This window comes from Agathobaculum butyriciproducens (genome assembly GCA_003096535.1).
Taxonomy (GTDB): Bacteria; Bacillota; Clostridia; order Oscillospirales; family Butyricicoccaceae; genus Agathobaculum; species Agathobaculum butyriciproducens.
Genome location: QEKJ01000001.1, coordinates 408,502 through 430,518, shown reverse-complemented (window position 1 = coordinate 430,518; position 22,017 = coordinate 408,502). Strand labels below are relative to the sequence as shown.

The window sequence follows — 22,017 nt, the reverse complement described above, 5'->3', positions numbered from 1 at the left end:
GCTGTGTTCAAATGAATTTAATTCTGCTGGGCGCTCCGGGCGCCGGTAAGGGCACGCTTGCTTCTTACCTGATCGAGCAGATGGGTGTACCGAGCATTTCCACCGGTAACATCCTGCGCGAAGCGATTAAGAACAATACTCCGCTCGGCCAGTCCGCTAAGGAGTATATGGATGCCGGCAAGCTGGTACCTGATGAAGTGGTTATCGGCATGCTGAAGGAGCGTATCGCTAAGCGCGACTGCAAGAGCGGTTTCATCCTCGACGGTTTTCCGCGTACGATTCCGCAGGCGGAAGCACTCGACGAGATTGCTCACATCGACTGCGCTCTGTCCCTTGAAGTTGCAGACGACGTCATCGAAAAGCGCATGACCGGCCGCCGTGTCTGCCTGCGCTGCGGTGCAACCTATCACGTTGAGGCAAATCCGCCGCGCGTGAAGGACGTTTGCGACATCTGCGGCGATAAGCTGGTCATCCGCAGCGATGATCAGGCTGAGGTCGTTCGTCATCGTCTTGAAACCTACCATGAGCAGACTGAGCCGCTCAAGGGCTACTATGAAGCCCAGGGCAAGCTCAAGAGCATCGATGGTGCGCAGGGCATCACCGCTACCGAAAAGTTTGCAGTAGAGGCGCTAGGTCTGTAATATGATTCATATCAAGACGGAAAAAGAGCTTGAAAAAATGCGTGTTGCCGGACGCCTTACCGCTATTGCGCGTAAGGCGGCGGCAGACGCCGTAAAGCCGGGTGTTACCACCTGGGAGATCGACCGCATCGTCCGCAAGACGATTGAGGATGCTGGCGCCAAGCCGTCCTTCCTCGGCTACGGCGGCTTCCCGGGCAGCGCCTGCGTATCGCTGAATGACCAGGTCATCCACGGTATTCCTTCCAAGCATGCAGTTGTCAAGGAAGGCGATATCGTTAAGGTTGATGTTGGTGCATACATCGGCGGTTTCCACGGCGACTGCGCCTGCACGGTTCCGTGCGGTGAGGTAAGCGAAGAGGCAAAAAAGCTGATCGCTGTAACACGTCAGAGCTTCTTTGAAGGCATTAAATTTGCCCGTGAGGGCTACCGCGTATCGGATATCGGCGCAGCCGTTCAGGCTTACGTCGAGGCCAACGGCTTTTCTGTCGTGCGCGACTACGTCGGTCACGGCGTAGGCGCTGCGCTGCACGAGAGCCCGGAGGTTCCGAACTACGGCAAACCGGGCCACGGCATTCGCCTGCAGCGCGGTATGGTCATCGCGGTAGAGCCGATGGTCAATGTGGGTGTTTACACGGTCAAGGTCCTGCCGGATGGCTGGACGGTTAAGACCAGGGACGGCAAGCTGTCCGCTCACTACGAAAACACCATCGCTATTACGGATGGAGAGCCGGAGATTCTTACGAATATCGACGGCGAAGTGCTGTAATGGCAGAGATTCGTACCGCCGACATTGTGCTGTCGCTGACCGGAAGGGACAGAGGACAGCTGATGCTGGTCGTCGCAGAAGAGGGGGATTTTCTTCTGCTGGCGAACGGACGTGCGCGCCGGGCCGAAAACCCGAAGCGCAAGCGCCGCAAGCATGTGAGCCTGCAGGGCCCATGCGACGAGCGCACACGGCTTAAGCTGCAAAGCGAAAGCCGGCTGACAAACAGCGAGATCCGCAAGGCGCTCGCCCTCTGGACAGGGGACGAGAACGCAAATTGACCGAGGAGGATAAACCACAATGGCAAAAGATGATGTGATTGAGCTCGAGGGTACCGTCGTAGAGGCGCTGCCCAATGCAATGTTTCAGGTAGAGCTTCCCAACGGCCATAAGATTCTGGCGCATATCTCGGGCAAGCTCCGCATGAACTTTATCCGCATTCTTCCCGGCGACAAGGTCACCGTTCAGATGTCGCCTTACGACCTGACCCGCGGTCGTATCACTTGGCGTTCCAAGTAAGATAAAAAGCGGGCGGAGGTACGCATGTGACCTGCGCGCCAGTGGTCGCCGGAGAGGTTTCCGGTGTCCCATCCCACCAAAAAATTTGATGGAGGTAAAATAACATGAAGGTAAGACCGTCTGTAAAGCCGATCTGCGAGAAGTGCAAGATCATTCGCCGTAAGGGCAAGGTTATGGTTATCTGCCAGAACCCGAAGCACAAGCAGAAGCAGGGCTAAGAAGCGCCTGTGGCGCTTTATAGGGACTTCAAAAGTCCCCTATATACAAAAACAAGTTCCTGACGAAACTTGTTTTTGATACCCGAACGACGTGATCCAAGATCGCTGAGTCAAGGTATAAAAACCCACGCACATGTCGCGGGTTTTTATGATGACTGCAAGCAGTCATCAATAAATGCGCGCCGAGGGGCGCGGATCATGGTTTACGCGAGCACGACAAGCACGCACGGCGAGTGCGGCGCTGCAGGAGCGGAGGCGGCTCCTATACTGTGTTTGCAAACACGCCTCAGTGTGTAACTATGGAGGTTATAATAGTATGGCACGTATTGCCGGTGTTGACCTTCCCCGCGAGAAGCGCGTGGAGATCGGCCTGACCTACGTTTTCGGCATTGGCCGCAAAACGTCCAACGAGATCCTTGCTAAGACCGGTATCAATCCGGATACCCGCGTTAAGGACCTGACCGAAGAAGAGGCTGCTAAGCTGCGTGAAGTCATCGAGCGCGACTACAACGTCGAGGGTGACCTGCGCCGTGAGATCGGCCTGAATATCAAGCGTCTGGTTGAGATTGGCTGCTACCGCGGCCTGCGCCATCGCCGCGGCCTGCCGGTTCGCGGTCAGCGCACCAAGACCAATGCTCGTACCCGCAAGGGCCCGAAGAAGACCATTGCGAACAAGAAGAAGTAAGGAGGGGAACGTATAAATGGCTAAGGTACAGAAGAAGGGCGCTGCGACCCGTACTCGTCGTCGTGAGCGCAAGAACATTGAAAAGGGCGCGGCACATATCCGTTCCTCTTTCAACAACACGATCGTTACCATTACCGACCTGAACGGTAACGCTATTTCCTGGGCTTCCTCCGGCGAAATGGGCTTCCGCGGTTCGCGTAAGTCCACTCCGTTCGCTGCTCAGACTGCGGCTGAAACCGCTGCTGCTGCTGCAATGGAGCACGGTCTGAAGACTGTTGAAGTATACGTTAAGGGCCCGGGTTCCGGCCGTGAGGCTGCAATCCGTGCACTGCAGGCCGCTGGCCTCGAGGTTACCATGATCAAGGACGTAACCCCGATCCCGCACAACGGCTGCCGTCCGCCCAAGCGTCGTCGAGTTTAATAGAGGAGGAACCAATAAATGGCTAAGAATACCCAGCCCGTTCTCAAGCGCTGCAAGACGCTTGGTCTTTCCCCTGCGGTACTTGGTTACTCCAAGTCCACGAAGCGTCAGCCCAAGCAGAGCCGCCGCAAGCAGTCCGAGTACGGCATGCAGCTGAACGAAAAGCAGAAGGTAAAATTCATCTACGGCGTACTCGAGAAGCAGTTCCATGCTTACTACGAGAAGGCTGAGCGCAAGCAGGGCATCACCGGTGAGATCCTGCTGCAGGAGCTCGAGCGCCGTCTGGACAACGTAGTTTTCCGCATGGGCTTTGCTAACACCCGCCGTGAGGCTCGTCAGCTGGTTAACCATGCACACTTCACCGTAAACGGCAAGCGCGTTAACATTCCGTCTTACCAGGTTAAGCCGGGCGACGTAGTTGCAGTTTCCGAGAAGTCCCGTTCTACCACCAAGTTCAAGTCTCTGCTGGAAGAGAACGGCAAGAAGGCTTGCCCGAAGTGGATCGAGAAGGCTAACGATTCCTTCGAGGGCAAGATCGTTGCGATGCCTGCACGCGACGACATCGACTATGATGTTGCCGAGCACCTCATCGTCGAGCTGTACTCGAAATAATAGACCCTCGCTTTTGGAACAGGCGCGGCGTCTGCTTCGCCTGTTCTATCTTAAGTTTCCAACCAACGTGAAGGAGGGTACCACATGATCGAAATCGAAAAACCGCGTATTGACTGTGAACAGCTCGCGGAGGACGGTTCCTACGGCAAGTTTGTCGTAGAGCCTCTTGAGCGCGGCTACGGCACCACGCTGGGCAACTCTCTGCGCCGCATCCTGCTGTCGTCTCTGCCTGGCACGGCAGCGTCCAGCATCAAGATCGCTGGTGTGCAGCACGAGTTTTCTACGATTCCGGGCGTTAAGGAAGACGTTACCGAAATCGTGCTGAATGTTAAGGGCATTATTGCCAAGCTGCATTGTGATGGTCCCAAGACGGTCTACATCGAGGCCGCCGGCGAGGGCGAGGTCAAGGCTGGCGATATCCACGCAGACGGCGAGGTTGAGATCCTCAACCCGGATCTGCACATCGCTACCCTGATGAGCGACGCGCGTCTGTCCATGGAGATCACGATGACTTCCGGCCGCGGCTATGTTCCGGCTGAGAAGAACAAGCAGCATCAGACCTCCATCGGCGTCATTCCGGTGGATTCGATCTACACGCCGGTTTATAAGGTAAACTACACGGTTGAAAACACCCGTGTACGCGACCTGACCGACTATGACAAGCTGACGCTCGAGGTATGGACCGATGCAACCATCAACGCACGCGACGCGGTTTCGCTCGGTGCAAAGGTTCTGCGCGACCACCTCGATCTGTTCGTAGACCTGTCCGAGGAAATCGGCTCCAAGTCCACCGTTGTTGAAAAGGCTGAAGCGCAGCACGATAAGGTGCTTGAAATGACCATTGAGGAGCTTGACTTCTCCGTGCGTTCGTTCAACTGCCTCAAGCGCGCAGGCATCAACACGGTTGAGGACCTCATCAACACCTCCGAGGAGGACATGATGAAGGTTCGTAACCTGGGCCGCAAGTCCCTGGAAGAGGTTATCGGCAAGCTGGAGGCTATGGGTCTCCACTTGGCGAAGTCGGAAGAGTAATCTTCGGACACTGTAACTTGAACTGCTGCGGCGGTACGATTACCGCGCCGCCGCTTTACTTTAATTTGGAGGTAAACTCACATGGCTAACAATCGCAAGCTCGGCCGTGCTACGGATCACCGTATGGCTATGCTGCGTGCGCTGGTAACCTACCTGCTGGAGAACGGCAAGGTTGAGACCACGCTCGCTCGTGCCAAGGAAGTAGGCCCGCTGACTGAGAAGATGATCACCCTGGGCAAGAAGAACACCCTGGCATCCCGCCGTCAGGCTATGGCTTTCGTAACCAAGGAAGCTGTTGTTGCTAAGCTGTTCTCTGAGATCGCTCCGGAGTACGCTAACCGCAACGGTGGCTACACCCGCATCATCAAGACCGGCCCGCGTCGTGGCGACGCAGCTGAAATGGCGATCATCGAGCTGGTTAAGTAAGTTAAATTTTAACTTCTGACGACTCGATCTGTTCCAAAACAGAAAAATGATCCTAAAAAGGTTATCCAGTAGCGTGCTTATTGGATAACCTTTTTCTTTTTGCCTTTTTGGGATACCTATGATACTATGTAGGTAGAACGTAAATTGTCTGATCGAAAATTGGAACGTTGAAGGAGGGCTGAAAGATGTTTGCAATGTTTGATATATTGAGTTTCATCGTCCCCATCATGTTTATTGTCGTATTTGGCATCATCATTTTTTCCATCATACAGGGGATAAGCACATGGCATAAGAACAATAATTCGCCCAGATTGACCGTACCGGCGGTGATCGTTGCAAAGCGGACAGATGTCTCGCATCACCAGCATGCCAATGCAGGCGACATGAGCGGAGCGCATGGCTTCTACACAACGTCGAGCACGACCTATTATGTCACGTTTCAGGTGGAAAGCGGAGACCGGATGGAATTCCATGTTTCAGGCTTGGAATACGGTATGCTCGCAGAGGGCGACGCCGGCAGACTGACCTTCCAGGGGACGCGGTATCTGTCGTTTGAGCGATAGCTTTTATTCGGAAGGGGCTTGCGTACGCCAGAAAATATTCAAATGATCTGTCTGGTGCGGCTGATCGTTGTGGAGCGGCAGACACGCATGAAAGGCGCCGGTCCGCGTACACATGATGGTTTCGCTCGGTGCGGCACTGATGACGCTGGTCTCCTCGTAGGGTTTTCTGCCTATCGTGGGAGCAGCCGGTATTACGGCATCTGCCCTCATGCTGAACTGCTGCGCGGTGTCGAGCGGCGTGAAAAAATGCAGGTTACCGAGCTTGCGGTCGGTCTGACAGACGGCAAAGGCGATCTTGTGCGTCTGTACGACTGGCTGGCACAGAGGAAAATCACTGTGCGAGAGATCGATCTCAAGCGGCAGGAAGGCAATTCGGTAAAATCGTGCTGTACATTGCCATGCCGCGGCATTTCGATAAAGCGGATTTCTGCGGCTGAAGGAGGATATCCCGGGTGTGCAGTCGGTTGAGATATAAACGGAATAGCAAAGCCGTTCGGCAGAAATGCTGGACGGCTTTTGTGCTTATTCGATAATAAGGCGTTGAAATATCAGGATTTGTTTGGTATACTGTAACAAACAAATAAAGGGAGGTCCTGCTATGAAAAAGAGAATCCCCGCAATCATCCTGATGTTTGCCCTGTTTCTGACCACATCCTATGCGGCAAACACCTATCGCAAGACGATCACCGTCACGTCCGGCGTCAATGTGGAATTCAACAACGAAGCAATCGACATGACAGACGCCAACGGTAAAGCGGTCGAGGCGTTTATCTACAACGGCACGACCTATGTGCCGATTCGTGCGGTGTCGAATGCGTTCGGCGCGGATATCGGCTATGACCGCAATACGCAGACGATTTCAGTTTATGACGATTTCACAGAAATTGTTACAGCAGCGTATAAGTTGGAGCGTACAATTACCATATGCAGAGGAGAACTTGATCTTTATAATGAATCAATCAACGCGAATTTATTTACAATAAATCCAGCAACAAGAAATCCGGATAGTGAAGCTCTTATTAGCCGGAACGAGAAAATGTTACAGACATTGCAAAAGGAAAATATCAACTATTCGCTTTTGGAAGAAGAACTATTGCCGCTTTATAATGAGTTTATTCCGGCATATAGAAATGCAGTAAAGAATTATATAGCAATGTATAATCAAAAGAGTTATTCTAATATGAATTTGTGGAGTGCTTTTTCTCGTAGTGAAAGCGAAGCAAATGTAAATGGTATTAGTTATAGTGTTGAGTTGGAATCTTTTTATGATTCGTTTAACTGGCGTGAATTTAAGTAATTGACAGTTGGAATAAATAAAAGGAGATAGAGATTATGTACCTGAAAGCAACCTTAGTCACCATTGCAGGCTGGTTTATTGGAATGGTGTTAGATGCAAACATCGATTTCGGAGACCCGATGGGCTTCCTCAGTCTGCGCATCCTGTTTCCTATCTTGGCCATGGGACTGTGCATCCTGCACGAGCTGAGACGCGGCAGCAGCCGCTAACCCGCAAAATTTGCGGCTCACACGCCTAAATTTGTGCATTTTCACGGTAAAAATGGATATTTTTATTGCAAAAACGCTTGCAATGTACGGCAATGCGTGATATACTATCAATGTAAGATGATAAGTAACCGTAAGGAGTGGCCAAGTGCCACTCCTTACGCTTTGCTCGGAGAAAATTTTTCAGTAAGGAGGGACGGCTTTGCAGGCAAAGCAGATCGTAGCCCGCGTAGAGGAACTGGTAAAGCCTTTGTGTGAACAGGCTGGTGTTTCCCTGTGGGATGTGGAGTTTGAAAAAGAGGGCGGACAGTACATGCTGACCGTCACCGTGGATCGACCGGAGGGCGTCAACATTGACCAGTGCGAGCAGGTTTCGCGCGCGCTTGATCCTATGCTGGATGAAAAGGAATTTGACGATATGCCGTCCTATACGCTGTGCGTTTCCTCGGCCGGTATGTCGCGCCGCCTCAAGCGTCCGGAGCATTTCCAGGCGTTCATGGGTCAGACCGTCGAAGTAGGCTTCTACAAGCCGATGAACGGCATGAAGCAGATCGAGGGCACACTCGCCGGCTATGACAACGGTGCCGTAACGCTGGAAGTGAACGGCGAGCAGACCGTATACGAACCCAAAGACATTGCCGCAGTTCGACTGGCGGTAGAGATATAAGAAGGAGCTGAATAGGAAAAAATGGTTAACGCAGAATTTTTTGACGCGCTGGAACAGCTGGAAAAGGAAAAAGGCATTCCGGTAGACTATATGCTCGACCGTGTAGGTCAGGCGCTGATCACCGCCTACAAGCGCGATAACGACGGCATGACCGACAATGTTTACGTTGAGCCGGACCGCGACAAGAAGACCATTCACATGTTTGTCCGCAAGACGGTTGTTAAGGCGGAGGATCTGTACGAGCCGTACGAGGAGATTACTCTCGAGGAGGCTGCCGAGTACAAGAACAACCCGATGGTAGGCGATATCATTGATATCGACATCCCGACCAAGTCCTTCGGCCGCATTGCTGCCCAGACTGCAAAGCAGGTTATCATTCAGGGCATCCGCGAGGCAGAGCGCGGCATGGTCATCTCCGAGTTCGAGAGCAAGGAGCACGAGATCTTGAACGGCGTGGTTGCCCGCATCGATCCGCGCTCCGGCACCGCTTATCTGGATGTTGTTTCCGGCGGCGAGAAGAGCGAGGCTGTTCTGGCCGCTTCCGAGCAGGTGCGCGGTGAGGTCCTGACCGAGGGTCAGCGCCTGAAGGTTTACCTCATCGAGGTTCGCCGCGGCACCCGCGGCCCGCAGGTCGTTGTTTCCCGCACCCACCCGGGTCTGGTTAAGCGACTGTTTGAGCTGGAGGTACCGGAGATTCACTCCGGTATCGTCGAGGTTAAGTCCATCGCGCGTGAGGCAGGCAACCGCACCAAGATCGCTGTTGTTTCTCACGATGAGAACGTCGATCCGATCGGTGCATGCGTTGGTACCCGCGGTGCGCGTGTTGCCAACATCACCGGCGAGCTGAACGGCGAGAAGATCGATATCATCAAGTGGAACGAGGATATGGCGCAGTTCGTTTCTGCGGCACTCGCTCCGGCTGATGTTATCAATGCTACCATGCAGGCGGATAACAAGTCCTGCCGTGTCATCGTTCCGGACGATCAGCTGTCGCTTGCTATCGGCAAGGAAGGCCAGAACGCGCGTCTGGCTGCCAAGCTGACCGGCTGCAAGATCGATATCGCTCCTGAGTCTCAGGGCGAATAAGCAAGCGGAGGTGCGGCAGAATATGGTACAGAAGAAGATTCCCATGCGGCAGTGCCTCGGCTGCCGTGAAATGTTCCCGAAGCGGGAGCTGATCCGCGTAGTGCGTTCGCCGGAGGGCGAGCTTTCGCTGGATTTCAAGGGCAAGGCACCCGGCCGCGGCGCATATCTGTGCGGCAAGCCGGAATGTCTGAAAAAGGCCCGCAAGAGCCGCGCGATCGAGCGTGCGCTCAGTGTAGAAGTGCCCGATGCGGTTTACGAGCAGCTCGAGCAGCAGATGGAACAGGAGGGTGCAAATGGCAACTGATCCGGTTCTGAGAATGCTCGGTCTGGCACGCCGTGCCGGCAAGCTGGCCTACGGCGACGAGCTGGTGCGCGAGGCGTGCTTCGACCACAAGACCCGCTGTGTGTTCATTGCGGGTGACGCAGGTGCAAATGCAGCGAAAAAAGCCGCATTTTACGCCGATAAGGCGAATGTTCCGTGCGTGACGTTGCCGCACGGCAAGCTGGAACTCGGCAGCGCGATCGGCAAGGCAGGCTGCGCGATGTGCGCGGTAGCGGACATCGGCATGGCGGCAGCAGCCGTAAATAAGCTGGCGGAGCAGGATCCTGCATACGCCGAAGTGGCGCAGCAGCTTAGCGAAAAGAACGTAAAGATCCAGTCCCGCAGGGGCGTCAAAAAGCATAAGGATAAGGCGGAAAAGACCGAGGAAGCGCCGGTCAAGACCGAAAAATCGGCAGAGGAGAAGCCGAAGCGCACCTACCGTAAGCCGTCCGGCGAGAAGCGTCCCTATCGGAAGAACGATGAGAATAAGCGTCCTTACCGTAAAGCCGACGGCGAGAAGCGTCCGTTCCGCAAGGACAGCGAATCCCGTCCGTATCGCAAGAACGGCGAATATCGTCCGTATCGTAAGAATGACGGCGAGAAGCGCCCGTTCCGCAAAGACGGCGAATCCCGTTCGTATCGCAAGAACGACGGCGATAAGCGTCCGTACCGTAAAAGCGGTGTCGGCAAGCCGAGCTTCAACGGCGGCAAGCGCAGCTTCCGCAATAAAACGTAATTTCCCGCGCCGCAGCGCGCATTCCAATAGTGAAGCATAGCTTTGCATCAAATGTGCGAGCTTTGCCCGTGCATTTGATACCAGAGCGGAGAAAAGTTTCGACGCAGGAGGAACTTTTCGCAGCTTTGGACGTATCCGAACATTGTTCGGTACGTCCTCTCTCGTTCAAAACCGTGGTTTTGAACGAAGTGTGTAAGGAGGTTATTGCCCATGGCATTAGACAATAAATATCGGGTACACGAGGTCGCAAAGGACTTCGGCGTATCCACCAAGGAGATCACTGAAATTCTGGCGAAGTATCGCTCTGCACCGAAGAATCACATGCAGGTGCTTGACGATACCGACCTGTCGGTCATTTTCGAGTATCTCACCCAGCATAATCAAGTAAGCGACATGGAAGGTACGCTGAACGCACAGGGTGCATCCCGCAAGAAGCCGGAGCAGTCCAAGGCGGAAACCAAACAGCAGACCGAGTCCAAGAGAGAGGAGCCTATCGTGCAGCAGCAGCCGACACAGAGCAAGGTAAAGCAGGTTCACCGCATTGATACCCGCGGCACCGGCGACGTAAACCTTGCAAAATATGATGATCATGTAGATAAGCTGGTTGACGCAAAGGCCGAGCGAATGGAGTCCAAGGGCAGCAAGAAGCAGAAGCTGACCAAGAAGTCCGACCAGCGCTCCAAGCCGTTCGGCAACAAGCGCCGTCAGGAGGAGCAGGAGAAGATGCGCCGCCTGCAGCGTCAGCAGCAGATGGCAGCACTTAAGAAGATTCCGGTAAAGGTAATGATTCCGGAGGAGATTTCCGTCGGTGAGCTGGCTTCCCGTATGAAGCGCACCGCAGCGGATGTTATCAAGGGTCTCATCAAGCTGGGCGTTATGGCGTCCATCTCCGAGGTGATCGACTACGATACCGCAGCCATCGTTGCAGAGGAAATGGGCTGCAAGGTTGAGAAGGAAGTACACGTTACCATCGAGGAGCAGCTGTTCGATGAGCACGAGGACAAGGAAGAAGAGCTGCAGCCGCGCGATCCGGTCGTTGTTGTTATGGGTCACGTTGACCACGGCAAGACCTCTCTGCTCGACGCGATCCGCAAGACCAAGGTCATCGAGGGCGAGGCCGGCGGCATTACCCAGCACATCGGCGCATACCGCGTTAAGATTGGCGGCAAGCCGATCACCTTCCTCGATACCCCGGGTCACGCTGCGTTTACCTCTATGCGTGCACGCGGTGCGCAGGTAACCGATATCGCCATTCTGGTCGTAGCAGCCGATGACGGCGTTATGCCGCAGACCATCGAGGCCATCAACCACGCCAAGGCAGCAAACGTGCCGATCATCGTTGCCGTAAATAAGATCGACAAGCAGGGTGCAAACCCGGATCGTGTGCTCCAGCAGCTCACCGAGTACGAGCTGGTACCGGAGGAATGGGGCGGTCAGACCATCGTCTGCAACATCTCCGCAAAGTTCGGTCAGGGCATTGACAACCTGCTCGAAATGGTACTGCTGACCGCTGAAATGGCTGACCTCAAGGCAAACCCGAACCGCAAGGCGCACGGTACCGTCATCGAGGCAAAGCTGGATAAGGGCCGCGGTCCGGTTGCAACCCTTCTGGTACAGAACGGCACCCTGCATGCAGGCGATACCGTTATCGCGGGTACCTCTGTCGGCCGCGTTCGCGCAATGACCAACGACGACGGCAAGAAGATTGAGTCCGCAGGCCCGTCCGTTCCGGTCGAGATCATCGGTCTGGCTGAGGTTCCGGGTGCAGGCGACATCTTTGACGCCGTAGACGACGAGAAGATGGCTCGTGAGCTGGTTGAGCAGCGCAAGGACAAGGAGAAGGAAGAGCGCAACAAGCTGTTCCACAAGGTAACACTCGATAACCTGTTCGATTCCATCCAGCAGGGCGAGATGAAGGAGCTGAATATCATCGTCAAGGCAGACGTTCAGGGCTCTGTCGAGGCGGTTCGTTCCTCTCTCGAGAAGCTGACCAACGACGAGGTTCGCGTGCGCGTTATCCACGGTGCTGTTGGCGCCATCAACGAGTCCGACGTTATGCTGGCTGCCGCTTCCGGCGCGATCATTGTTGGCTTTAACGTTCGTCCGGACCGCACCGCTACCGACTCCGCTGCACAGCAGGGCGTTGATATGCGTATGTACCGCGTTATTTATGATGCCATCGAGGAGATGGAGCAGGCCATGAAGGGCATGCTCGAGCCGAAGTTCAAGGAAGTTGTTCTCGGCCACGCAGAGGTTCGTCAGGTGTTCAAGATCACCGGCGCAGGCGCGGTTGCAGGCTGCTATGTACAGGACGGCAAGATTCAGCGTAACGCTGAGGTTCGCGTAGTCCGTGACGGCATCGTATTCCATGAGGGCCACCTGAATACCCTCAAGCGCTTCAAGGACGATGTGAAGGAAGTTGCAACCTCTTATGAGTGCGGCATGAGCATCGAGAACTACAATGATATCAAGGAAGGCGATATCATTGAGTGCTTTGTTATGGAAGAAGTGAAGCAGTAAAACTGCTTTTCTAAGGGGGACTCCGTCCCCCTTAGATACCGAAAAAGTTCCAAAGAAACTTTTTCGGATAACCCCCTCTCGTCCGCACGGCGGACGAGGCCGCGCCGCCGCGGCGCGGGCAGTGGTATAAAAGTCCGGCGGAGCTGGACTTTTATGGGGAATTGAATCACGCACTGCGGTGCGTGTGAAAATGCGCGATAGCGCATTTTCCTATACGACCGGAGGGAATGTGCAGAGTGGAAATAGAGAATCATTCTCCATTTTCCATTCTCAATTCTCCATTATTTAACCAATCCTCACGAAGGAGGTTTGATTTGTAAAATGTCTACTCGAATTGATCGTATTTCCGAAGAAGTGATGAAGGCTTTGGCGGAGGCGATGCGCTCTGTCAAGGACCCGCGTGTACAGGAGGCTATGGTTTCCGTGGTACACTGTGATGTTACCAACGATCTGCGTTATGCGAAGTGCTATATTTCCGTACTCGGCAGCGAGCAGCAGACCAAGGACGTGATGAAGGGCCTGAAGTCTGCGGCAGGCTGGCTGCGCCGCGAGGTTGGCCACAAGGTACAGCTGCGCTACGCGCCGGAGCTGGTATTTGAGCTGGATCAGTCCATCACCCACGGTGCACACATCTCCGAGGTGCTGCACGAGCTGAAAAATGAAGGCAAGCTGGGAGAGGAGGACGCAGAATGATCGTTGACGTTGCTGGCGCTGCTGCTGCGCTGCAGGCAGCGGACGACATTCTCATCCTGACTCACCGCAGACCGGACGGCGACACGGCAGGCTGTGCCGGTGCGCTCTGCCGCGGTCTGCAGCAGATTGGCAAGCGCGCATATATTCTGGAAAATCCGGAGATCACCAGGCGTTATGCGCCGCTGATCGTGCCGTATTATCCGCCGGAGGATTTCGTTCCGGCGTATGTAGTTTCGACCGATATCGCTGAGGAGAAGCTGTTTCCGGACACGGCAGAGCCGTACAAGGGCAAGGTCGATTTGGTCATTGACCATCACGGCTCGAACGACGGCTTCGGCAAAAAAAACCTCATCCGGCCGGATGCAGGCGGCTGTGCCGAGGTGCTGTACGATGTGCTGACGGCGCTCGGTGTTAAGTTCACGGCCGACATTGCAGAGTGCATTTATATCGGTGTTTCGACCGATACGGGCTGCTTTAAGTTCTCGAATACGACCGCGCATTCGCATGCGGTAGCGGCGGCCTGCCTGACTGCCGGTATCGACGGCGGTGAGATCAACCGCGTGCTGTTTGAGACCAAATCGCGTCCGCGTTTTGAGATGGAGCGCATTGTATTTGATACGATGGAGTTCCACGAGAACGGCGCGATCGCGGTTGCTGTGCTCTGGCGCAGGGATATCGACCATGCAGGCGCGGATATGGACGATCTGGACTCGATTGCATCGCTTACGCGTCAGATTGAGGGCGTACAGATCGGCATCACGCTGACCGAGAAGCCGGACGGCACGGTTCGCGTTTCCGTCCGCACCACCAAGGAGATGGACGCGGCCGCTATCTGCAAGAAGGTCGGCGGCGGCGGTCATGTCCGTGCGGCAGGTGCGAGCTTCACCTGCGGCATGGCGGAGGCCAAGGCTGCTATGCTGAAGGCGGCAGAGGAGCAGTTTCATGCAGCAAAGTGACCTGAACGGCATTCTGCTGATGAACAAGCCGCAGGGCTTTACCTCGCACGATGTGGTTGCCAAGCTGCGCGGTATTCTGCACACGCGCAGGATCGGTCACGGCGGCACACTCGACCCGATGGCGACCGGTGTTCTGCCGGTATTCGTCGGCGGTGCGACCAAGGCGGCAGATTTTGCCGCAGCGCAGGATAAGGAATACGTTGCCGGGTTCACGCTCGGCTACTGCACGGATACGCAGGATGTCACCGGCGAAATGCTCCAGACCAGCGAACGCTATGCCGCGGAATACGCGGTAAAGCAGATGGTGCGGCGCTTTATCGGTCCGCAGCAGCAGGTGCCGCCCATGTACTCGGCGGTCAAGGTGAATGGTCAGAAGCTGTACGACCTCGCCCGCAAGGGCAGGGAAGTGGAGCGTCCGGCGCGCGATATCATTGTGCACGAAATGGAGCTGCTGGACTTCGACGAGAATGCCCAGAAGGGCACGCTGCGGTGCAAGGTCAGCAAGGGCACCTATGTCCGCACACTGGTCAATGACCTTGGCGAAAAGCTGGGCACGCTGGCCGTGCTGCACAGTCTGGAGCGCACCCGTTCGGGCGCGTATGAGCTGGCGCAGTGCCATACCTTTGCCGAGTGTGAGCAGGCAATGGCAGAGGGCACCATGCAGCAGCTTCTGCTGCCGACCGACAGCCTGTTTACCGATAGACCCGCCGTTTCGCTCACCGATGAGGGCGCAGAGCGCATTGCGAGAGGCGCAGTCGTATTTCCGCGCCAGACCGACAGCCTGCCGGAAACCGCAGATACCATCTGCCGTGTGTACCATCAGGATAAATTCCTCATGCTCGGTCAGGTGAGAGAGCTGGATAAGGGCGGTTGGGGTCTGTTTGTATACAAAAACTTCCGATAAGTTTTTTCATACAAACAGAAATGGAGAATTGAAAATGGAAAATGGATAATGAAGGTATCGCGCCTTGCGCGATGATTTAATAAGCGCGAAGCGCCGCATTCATTCTCAATTCTCAATTTTCAATTATCAATTTTTTCAGGGGGATTCCCTTATGATAGAAGTTACAAAGCCGCGTGCTATCGCGCTCGGCTACTTTGACGGCGTGCATCTGGGCCATCGGGCGCTCATGCAGCGTGCGGTCGAGCGTGCCAAGCAAATCGGCGGCACGAGTGCGGTTTTCACGTTTGATGTGCATCCGGATTCGGTTGTCATGGGCCGTCAGGTGCCACTGCTGACCGCAAATGCATATCGCACCGAGGAGATCAAAAAGCTCGGCGGTGTGGACGAGGTTATTTTCGGCCACTTTGACCATGAAATGCAGCACATGGACTGGCGCGATTTTATCCACAAGCTGCTCATCGGTCGCTTCAATGCGGGCTGGATTATCTCGGGACGCAATAACCGTTTCGGCTATAAGGGGCAGGGCAACGCAGAAGGCATGGCTATCGAGTGCGAAAAGGCCGGCATCGGCTATGACTGCATCGAGGATGTCAAGATTGACGGCATTGTGGTGTCCTCCACCTATATTCGTCAGCTGATTTCGCAGGGCGATATGGAAGGTGCGGCTAAGTTTCTCGGTCATCCGTATACGGTTTCCGGTATTGTGGAGCACGGACGACGTGTCGGCACAAGCGTGCTGCAGGTGCCGACGGTCAATCTGCGTCTGCCGACCGAAATGGCGATGCCGCCGTACGGCGTGTACGCAACCCGCGTTCTGGTGGACGGACAGAGCTATATCGCAGCGACCAATATCGGTGTAAAGCCGACATTTTTAGACGGCGGTGCACCGACCATCGAGCCGCATCTGCTCGACTTTGCGGGCGATCTGTACGGCAAGATGATCCATGTGGAGCTGCATAAGTTCCTGCGTCCGGAAATGCAGTTTGAATCGGTGGAGGCGCTCAAGACCGCCATCGAGGAAAATGTGCAGCAGACCAGAGAATTTTTCAAAGAGAAATAAGAAAAGGCGGTATCGCTGCATAGCGGTACCGCCTTTCTGTATCTCAGGGAACAATTTGGTTGACAATCAAGGGATCGTTCGGTATCATCAAGGTACAAGAATAAGGATAGAGAATCGGGAGGAAGACAATATGAAGAAATCGGTCAAATGTGCAGTGACAGCGGCGCTGCTCCTTCTGCTTTGTGCGGTGGGGATCTATGGCATATTCTTTGCACCACGGAAGATCGGCTGTGCAGTCGATGATTCGTTTTCGTGGAAGGCGTACAGCTATACGCCGGTGACGAGCAAAACGATTTATAACTATGCGTTCCCGTCCGAAGAAATTACACTTTCTGCGGAAAATCGGGAGACGATCGTGCAGCTGCTTGCAGACAGTAAGGGCAAGCGGCGCTTTCCGGGCAGATGGACACCGTACGGCACGAATACCAGGATTCCGTGCGTCGTTGCAGTGCAAATAGACAGCGCGGAAGCAGATTATATGCTCTTTCTGTGCAGGAATGATTCGGAAGAGTTGCTGCTGCTGAAAACAGAACTACATGGCAAGGACAGATGGTATACGCTGGAGAGTCCGGCGCTTGCGGCGGCTCTGAATACCCTGTATCCGTATGATACCACAGGCAGCACTGTAACGCATACTGTCGGAACAAACTAAAAAAGCTGCGGTTAAACCGCAGCTTTCAGTCTGTCGATAAAGTCAATCTATCGTTTTTACTTTTCGTGCGGCAGCACGCATAAAATAGAATTTGCACAGCAAATTCATAATTCCCGGGGGCGTGTACCTCGGGAATTATACAAGGGACGAAAAATTGTGCCCGTAGGGCGCGGCTTTTCGTCAAGATTCGATTGAAAGCGTGGTTTCAATCGAGAGGCTGCTCGCAAAACGGAGTTTTTCGACAGCCTCAAAGCTGCGGTTAAACCGCAGCTTTTTTGCCGCAAGGCGGAAAAAAGCCGCCTGATGAATCAGACGGCGATTTTCCCTCAAAGAGCAGGTAAAGAGTAAAGAAAGAAAAAAGAAAAAAAGAGAGCAAATAAAATATAAAAACCAATGTGGTTGTTGGTTATTGTCGATTTGTTGTGTTCCTTAGAACAATTATTATTATAGTCGTTTTAGATAAAAATGCAATAGATTTTTTGTTTAATGTTCCAGAGAAAATGCGAAAGTTTTTGTGCATATATTACAAGAATAACCTCTGTAAATTGTAGGTAAACACAAAGCAAAGGGAAAATAAGCCGAAATCTCAAAAAATCCGGCGGCAGTGGGAACGATTTGCCGCTGCAAAACGTGTTGGTGGTGAAAGGAGGAGAGAGCAATGCAGACAACACTCAGGTCGGACGCATTTCTGCAGCAGGCGATGGACACCTGCGGCGACGCGGTCTACCGCTTAGCTTTGTGCAGACTGAACAGCCGTGCGGACGCAGAGGACGTCTATCAGGAAGTCTTTCTCCGGCTGCTGCGGGACGACACCGATTTCCGCGACACCGAGCATCTGAAAGCATGGCTGCTGCGCGTAACGCTCAGCCGATGCGCCGATCTTCGTCGGTCGGCGTGGTTTAAGCGCACCGCACCGATGGAAGCCGCCGCGGATGCTGCCGCTCCGGAACCGGAAAGCAGCAGCGAGCTGTGGCAGGCGGTACACGCGCTGCCGGACGATCAGCGAATCGCGGTGTGGCTGCACTATGTGGAGGGCTACCGCACAGAGGAAATCGCGGAAATGGTCGGATGCCGTCCGGCAACGGTACGCACGCGGCTGCATCGCGCAAGAAAGCAATTAAAGCTGGATTTGGAGGGATCTTACGATGAAGAACAACTGGAACGAACTGAAGGACATCAAGGCTCCGCAGGAGCTCAAGGAGCGCACACTGGCAGCAGCTCGTGAAGCGCGTAAGCTGACGAACGAACCGCTGCATGCGGTGCCGCGCCATCCGTGGGGAATGGCAAAGCGCCTTCTGGCGGCAGCCTGCGCGTTCGGTATTGTGCTGGGCGGTACGGCGGTTTATCGCACGCATAATGGCACCGCGCAGACCGGCAGTGCAGTCGTAGCGGATGCCATCAGTCACACATTCGGCTTTGCAGCCTATGCCGCCGACACCGGCGAGCTGCGTCAGCCGAAGGACAGCAAAATCGTGTTCGATACCGGCAGCGGCGCAGACGATCCGGAAAAGGGTTTCTACTCCGGCTGTCTGTTCAAGGTGACCGGCGAGAATATCAAAACCATATCCGCGACCATCGACAAGGGCGCGGTCTACCGCACGAAAACCGTCAAGGATACATCCACCGACCGCGACGAGTGGGTGCGCTCGATGCATCAGGGCACGAACCCCGAACTCGACGGCGCAGACCGGATCATGGTCTGGGGCAGTGACGAGATGCATATGTACGCCGACCTGTGCTGGAAGCTGGACAACGGCTTCACCGACGCGTACGACCCGGACACCAGCTACGGTCTGTGGCTGCCCAGCCAGCCGGAAACTACGGACGATGATCTGCAGGATTCGTGGCACGCGGCCGTGGACGGCTTTGAGGGCGCAAAGCTGACCGTTACCATCACCTTTACTGACGGCTCGGAGCAGACCCGCTCGATGACGCTGCACACCGGCAAGCTGGGCGTGGAATACAAGGACGATACGTCCGGTCCGAGCCTTACCGGCGAAGTGCTGACCGATGAGCAGGCCGCAGCGGAAGGCTATATCTATGGCGTCTATGCGGATATTGAGTAATTGAAGATATGTGCCGTTCATCCAAAATCATCAGAAAATTAGCATAGTGCATGAAAATTTCCTCTGAATCTTGTGTTCAGAGGAAACTTTTTTGCGAAAAAAATGGGAATATACCTTGAAAAATACGGTGTTATCGCATAAAATAGAAGAAGTTTAGTTCGTAAATGAGGCGAAAGTATGCTCAACATTGTTTTGGTCGAGCCGGAGATCCCGCAGAACACCGGCAACATTGCCCGCACCTGTGCGGCGACAGGCTGTGTGCTGCATCTGGTCGAGCCGCTCGGCTTTGCTATCGACGATAAGCGCATGAAGCGGGCCGGTCTGGATTACTGGCACCTGCTCGATGTGCGTATGTATAAAAATCTGGATGAATTTTTTGAGAAAAATCCGGACGGCCGCTACTTCTATGCGACAACAAAGGCACCGCACGCCTATCATGAGGTGGAATACTGCGACGGCGACTACCTGATGTTCGGCAAAGAGACCCGCGGTCTGCCGGAAGCGCTGCTCATCGAGCACCCGGAACGCTGCGTCCGCATTCCCATGAGAGAGGGCGCGCGCAGCCTTAATCTGTCTAACTCGGTCGCTGTTATTGTGTTTGAGGCACTGCGGCAGACCGGCTTTGAAAATCTGAGACTTGCGGGACCGTTTCCGCAGGCATAAAGGAGTAAAGAATGGAAAAGATTCATATTTTGACCGATTCCTCATCGGATATTCCGCACGATCTGGTAGAGGCGCACGGCATTGAGATCGTTCCGATCATGCTGACGCATGAGGGACGCAGCTTCCGCGAATATTACGACATCACATCTGAGGACTACTGCAGGCTGCTCGAGACCAGCAGCGAGATTCCCGGCACGGCCATGACTACGCCGACCGTATTCCTCGAGTCCTACAACCGTGCATTTGAGCGCGGCTGCACGCATCTGCTGGCAGTGCTCATCAACGGCGGCGGCTCGGGTACCTATCAGGCGGCCTGCCTTGCAAAATCCATGTTCGAGGAGGAGCAGGGTGAGGGCAAAATGACCATCGAGGTCATCGACTCCAAGACATACACCTATATTTACGGACACATTGTTGTCAAGGCTGCCGAAATGCGTGAGCAGGGCGAGAGCTTTGACGCGATCGTCAGCGTGGTAAAAAGCCGTCTTAACCGCGTGGAAGCCTACCTCGGTGTGTACAGCCTCAAGTTCCTCAAGAAGTCCGGCCGTATTTCGGGCGGCGCGGCCTTCGTGGGTGAGGCGCTCGGTCTCAAGCCCATCAGCCATGTGTATGACGGTGCGGTAAAGGTGTGTGACAAGGTGCGCGGTGAGAAGGCACTCGTTGCCGGAATGAGCAAAAAAGTCTCCGCCCGTGTGGTGCAGCCGGATAAGCAGACGGCTATCCTGCTCTACGGCGACGTACCCGCCGAGCGTCTGGATGAAATGGAAAAGCGTCTGCGTACCGAAATTGGATTCCGCGATGTGGAACGCGTAGCGATCGGTCCTTCGGTTCTGACAAATACTGGTCCGCTGGCGATGGCTGTAGCGTATTATGGAACGCCGCGGGATTGATGCAAAAATTGTGAATGTTGTTTAATATTTCGCAACTTTTTGGCGAAAAACGCAAAAATCCTCTAAAAGCGAGTTGGAATGTGATGATTTTCACAATTTTGCTTGCGAATGACACGAATTACGAGTATAATTCTGTATTGGAAACGGAATTATTGTAGTAATAACAACCGTGCTTTTGTTCCTTATCGTAACTTTATAATACATCTTAAAGGAGAGGGATATTTATGCAGTATAACAAGAAGAGCGTTGAGGATATCGACGTATCCGGCAAGAAGGTAATTGCCCGCTGCGATTTTAACGTACCGCAGGACGAGAACGGCAACATCACCGACGACAAGCGCATCCGTGCTTCGCTGGAGACCATCAACTACCTGCTGGATCACAACGCTGCTGTAATCCTGTGCTCGCACCTCGGCCGTCCGAAGGGCGAAGTAAACATGAAGTATTCGCTGGCTCCGGTCGCTAAGCGCCTGAGCGAGCTGCTTGGCAAGGAAGTCAAGCTGGCAAAGGACGTTGTAGGCGAGGACGCTAAGAAGCTGGCCGCTGAGGTTAAGCCGGGCGAGGTCGTTCTGCTTGAGAATGTTCGCTTTGAAAAGGGCGAGACCAAGAACGACGCTGCGCTGGCAAAGGCTATGGCTGACATGGCTGACATTTACGTCAACGACGCATTCGGCACCGCACACCGTGCACACGCTTCCACCGCAGGCATCGCAGATTACCTGCCGGCTGTATGCGGTTTCCTGATCAAGAAGGAAATCTCCATCATGGGCAAGGCTCTGAGCGACCCGGCCCGTCCGTTCGTTGCAATCCTGGGCGGCGCTAAGGTTTCCGACAAGATCGGCGTTATCGAGAACCTGATCGACAAGTGCGACACCATCATCATCGGCGGCGGCATGGCCTACACCTTCTCCAAGGCACAGGGCGGCGAGATCGGCACCTCCCTCTGCGAGGAAGACAAGATCGAGCTGGCACTCGGCCTGCTCAAGAAGGCTGCTGACAAGGGCGTTAAGCTGCTCCTGCCGGTTGACACCGTTTGTGCAGATCACTTCGGCGCAGACGCTGCTCCGGTCGTATACGAGGCCGGCAAGATCCCGGCTGACATGATGGGCATGGACATCGGCCCGAAGACCGTAGAGCTGTTCTCCGAGGCTGTCAAGGACGCAGGCACCGTTGTTTGGAACGGTCCGATGGGCGTATTCGAGTTTGACACCTTCGCAGTCGGCACCAAGGCTGTTGCCAAGGCAATCGCTGAGAGCAAGGCTGTTTCCATCATCGGCGGCGGCGACTCCGCAGCTGCTGTTGAGAAGCTGGGCTTTGCTGATAAGATGACCCACATCTCCACCGGCGGCGGCGCTTCTCTGGAGTTCCTCGAGGGTCTGGAGCTGCCGGGCATCGCATGCCTGCAGGACAAGTAAGTCC

At 54.6% G+C, this 22,017-nt stretch carries 29 protein-coding genes; all 29 read left to right on the top strand.

The genetic code is table 11. The features are described from left to right. Window positions 1-11: 11 nt before the first annotated feature. The 29 genes from C7386_RS02010 (at window position 12) to C7386_RS01870 (ending at window position 22,013) form a co-directional block, all read left to right on the top strand. Window positions 12-641, top strand: coding sequence for an adenylate kinase (locus C7386_RS02010; protein WP_110435390.1), 630 nt, complete (start codon window positions 12-14; stop codon window positions 639-641). A gap of 1 nt (window position 642) precedes the next feature. Then, window positions 643-1,407: a type I methionyl aminopeptidase gene (gene map, locus C7386_RS02005; protein WP_110435389.1), complete on the top strand. Its 765-nt coding sequence runs from the start codon at window positions 643-645 to the stop codon at window positions 1,405-1,407. Continuing rightward, window positions 1,407-1,685: a KOW domain-containing RNA-binding protein gene (locus C7386_RS02000; protein WP_110435388.1), complete on the top strand. Its 279-nt coding sequence runs from the start codon at window positions 1,407-1,409 to the stop codon at window positions 1,683-1,685. Before map ends, C7386_RS02000 begins: the two co-directional genes overlap by 1 nt. Before the next feature lie 19 nt (window positions 1,686-1,704). Then, entirely contained in the window at window positions 1,705-1,923 is a 219-nt protein-coding gene (gene infA, locus C7386_RS01995; protein WP_110435387.1) for a translation initiation factor IF-1, read from the top strand. Window positions 1,924-2,027: 104 nt separating this feature from the next. After that, entirely contained in the window at window positions 2,028-2,141 is a 114-nt protein-coding gene (gene rpmJ, locus C7386_RS01990; RefSeq protein WP_031472205.1) for a 50S ribosomal protein L36, read from the top strand. Between the two features lie 316 nt (window positions 2,142-2,457). Next, window positions 2,458-2,826 carry a 30S ribosomal protein S13 gene (rpsM, locus tag C7386_RS01985; protein WP_031472203.1) on the top strand — a complete coding sequence of 123 codons (369 nt, stop codon included), beginning with the start codon at window positions 2,458-2,460 and terminating at the stop codon, window positions 2,824-2,826. A 16-nt stretch (window positions 2,827-2,842) separates the two neighbouring features. Next, window positions 2,843-3,247 (top strand): 30S ribosomal protein S11, encoded by a 405-nt coding sequence (gene rpsK / locus C7386_RS01980; RefSeq protein WP_031472201.1) that lies wholly within the window; start codon window positions 2,843-2,845, stop codon window positions 3,245-3,247. Window positions 3,248-3,265: 18 nt separating this feature from the next. After that, window positions 3,266-3,859 carry a 30S ribosomal protein S4 gene (gene rpsD / locus C7386_RS01975; RefSeq protein WP_110435386.1) on the top strand — a complete coding sequence of 198 codons (594 nt, stop codon included), beginning with the start codon at window positions 3,266-3,268 and terminating at the stop codon, window positions 3,857-3,859. Window positions 3,860-3,943: 84 nt separating this feature from the next. Beyond that, entirely contained in the window at window positions 3,944-4,891 is a 948-nt protein-coding gene (locus tag C7386_RS01970) for a DNA-directed RNA polymerase subunit alpha (protein WP_110435385.1), read from the top strand. 81 nt (window positions 4,892-4,972) lie between these two features. Further along, entirely contained in the window at window positions 4,973-5,317 is a 345-nt protein-coding gene (gene rplQ, locus C7386_RS01965) for a 50S ribosomal protein L17 (RefSeq protein ID WP_110435384.1), read from the top strand. A gap of 185 nt (window positions 5,318-5,502) precedes the next feature. Next, window positions 5,503-5,880: a DUF2500 domain-containing protein gene (locus tag C7386_RS01960; protein WP_437124089.1), complete on the top strand. Its 378-nt coding sequence runs from the start codon at window positions 5,503-5,505 to the stop codon at window positions 5,878-5,880. Window positions 5,881-5,922: 42 nt separating this feature from the next. Continuing rightward, window positions 5,923-6,348: a hypothetical protein gene (locus C7386_RS01955; RefSeq protein ID WP_110435383.1), complete on the top strand. Its 426-nt coding sequence runs from the start codon at window positions 5,923-5,925 to the stop codon at window positions 6,346-6,348. A gap of 130 nt (window positions 6,349-6,478) precedes the next feature. Next, entirely contained in the window at window positions 6,479-7,177 is a 699-nt protein-coding gene (locus C7386_RS01950) for a stalk domain-containing protein (protein WP_110435382.1), read from the top strand. Between the two features lie 35 nt (window positions 7,178-7,212). Continuing rightward, window positions 7,213-7,386: a hypothetical protein gene (locus tag C7386_RS13350; protein ID WP_165815429.1), complete on the top strand. Its 174-nt coding sequence runs from the start codon at window positions 7,213-7,215 to the stop codon at window positions 7,384-7,386. A gap of 199 nt (window positions 7,387-7,585) precedes the next feature. Continuing rightward, on the top strand, window positions 7,586-8,050 hold the full coding sequence (rimP, locus tag C7386_RS01945; RefSeq protein WP_192924391.1) for a ribosome maturation factor RimP: 465 nt from the start codon (window positions 7,586-7,588) through the stop codon (window positions 8,048-8,050). 21 nt (window positions 8,051-8,071) lie between these two features. Further along, window positions 8,072-9,136 carry a transcription termination factor NusA gene (gene nusA / locus C7386_RS01940; RefSeq protein ID WP_110435381.1) on the top strand — a complete coding sequence of 355 codons (1,065 nt, stop codon included), beginning with the start codon at window positions 8,072-8,074 and terminating at the stop codon, window positions 9,134-9,136. Between the two features lie 22 nt (window positions 9,137-9,158). Beyond that, entirely contained in the window at window positions 9,159-9,440 is a 282-nt protein-coding gene (gene rnpM, locus C7386_RS01935) for an RNase P modulator RnpM (protein ID WP_110435380.1), read from the top strand. Next, window positions 9,430-10,194: a L7Ae/L30e/S12e/Gadd45 family ribosomal protein gene (locus C7386_RS01930; RefSeq protein WP_165815428.1), complete on the top strand. Its 765-nt coding sequence runs from the start codon at window positions 9,430-9,432 to the stop codon at window positions 10,192-10,194. Before rnpM ends, C7386_RS01930 begins: the two co-directional genes overlap by 11 nt. A gap of 210 nt (window positions 10,195-10,404) precedes the next feature. Beyond that, window positions 10,405-12,714 carry a translation initiation factor IF-2 gene (infB, locus tag C7386_RS01920; RefSeq protein ID WP_110435378.1) on the top strand — a complete coding sequence of 770 codons (2,310 nt, stop codon included), beginning with the start codon at window positions 10,405-10,407 and terminating at the stop codon, window positions 12,712-12,714. 321 nt (window positions 12,715-13,035) lie between these two features. Continuing rightward, a complete protein-coding gene (gene rbfA / locus C7386_RS01915) occupies window positions 13,036-13,407 on the top strand; it encodes a 30S ribosome-binding factor RbfA (protein WP_110435377.1) in 372 nt (123 codons plus the stop codon). Then, window positions 13,404-14,363, top strand: a complete 960-nt coding sequence (locus C7386_RS01910) for a DHH family phosphoesterase (protein WP_110435376.1) — start codon at window positions 13,404-13,406, stop codon at window positions 14,361-14,363. Before rbfA ends, C7386_RS01910 begins: the two co-directional genes overlap by 4 nt. Further along, window positions 14,350-15,267, top strand: coding sequence for a tRNA pseudouridine(55) synthase TruB (gene truB, locus C7386_RS01905; protein ID WP_110435375.1), 918 nt, complete (start codon window positions 14,350-14,352; stop codon window positions 15,265-15,267). The genes C7386_RS01910 and truB overlap by 14 nt, the downstream gene beginning before the upstream one ends. A gap of 151 nt (window positions 15,268-15,418) precedes the next feature. Then, window positions 15,419-16,327, top strand: coding sequence for a riboflavin biosynthesis protein RibF (ribF, locus tag C7386_RS01900; protein WP_110435374.1), 909 nt, complete (start codon window positions 15,419-15,421; stop codon window positions 16,325-16,327). Between the two features lie 130 nt (window positions 16,328-16,457). Further along, the gene (locus C7386_RS01895; RefSeq protein WP_110435373.1) at window positions 16,458-16,979 is read left to right on the top strand and encodes a hypothetical protein; all 522 of its coding nucleotides are present in this window, start codon (window positions 16,458-16,460) and stop codon (window positions 16,977-16,979) included. A gap of 658 nt (window positions 16,980-17,637) precedes the next feature. Continuing rightward, on the top strand, window positions 17,638-18,204 hold the full coding sequence (locus tag C7386_RS01890; RefSeq protein ID WP_116704731.1) for an RNA polymerase sigma factor: 567 nt from the start codon (window positions 17,638-17,640) through the stop codon (window positions 18,202-18,204). Next, complete coding sequence (locus C7386_RS01885) at window positions 18,125-19,045, top strand: hypothetical protein (protein WP_116704730.1); 921 nt, start codon at window positions 18,125-18,127, stop codon at window positions 19,043-19,045. Before C7386_RS01890 ends, C7386_RS01885 begins: the two co-directional genes overlap by 80 nt. 177 nt (window positions 19,046-19,222) lie before the next feature. Then, window positions 19,223-19,708 carry a tRNA (uridine(34)/cytosine(34)/5-carboxymethylaminomethyluridine(34)-2'-O)-methyltransferase TrmL gene (gene trmL, locus C7386_RS01880; protein ID WP_116704729.1) on the top strand — a complete coding sequence of 162 codons (486 nt, stop codon included), beginning with the start codon at window positions 19,223-19,225 and terminating at the stop codon, window positions 19,706-19,708. An 11-nt stretch (window positions 19,709-19,719) separates the two neighbouring features. Continuing rightward, window positions 19,720-20,598, top strand: coding sequence for a DegV family protein (locus C7386_RS01875; protein WP_116704728.1), 879 nt, complete (start codon window positions 19,720-19,722; stop codon window positions 20,596-20,598). Between the two features lie 224 nt (window positions 20,599-20,822). Next, window positions 20,823-22,013 (top strand): phosphoglycerate kinase, encoded by a 1,191-nt coding sequence (locus C7386_RS01870; protein ID WP_110435368.1) that lies wholly within the window; start codon window positions 20,823-20,825, stop codon window positions 22,011-22,013. The last annotated feature ends 4 nt before the right edge of the window (window positions 22,014-22,017 follow it).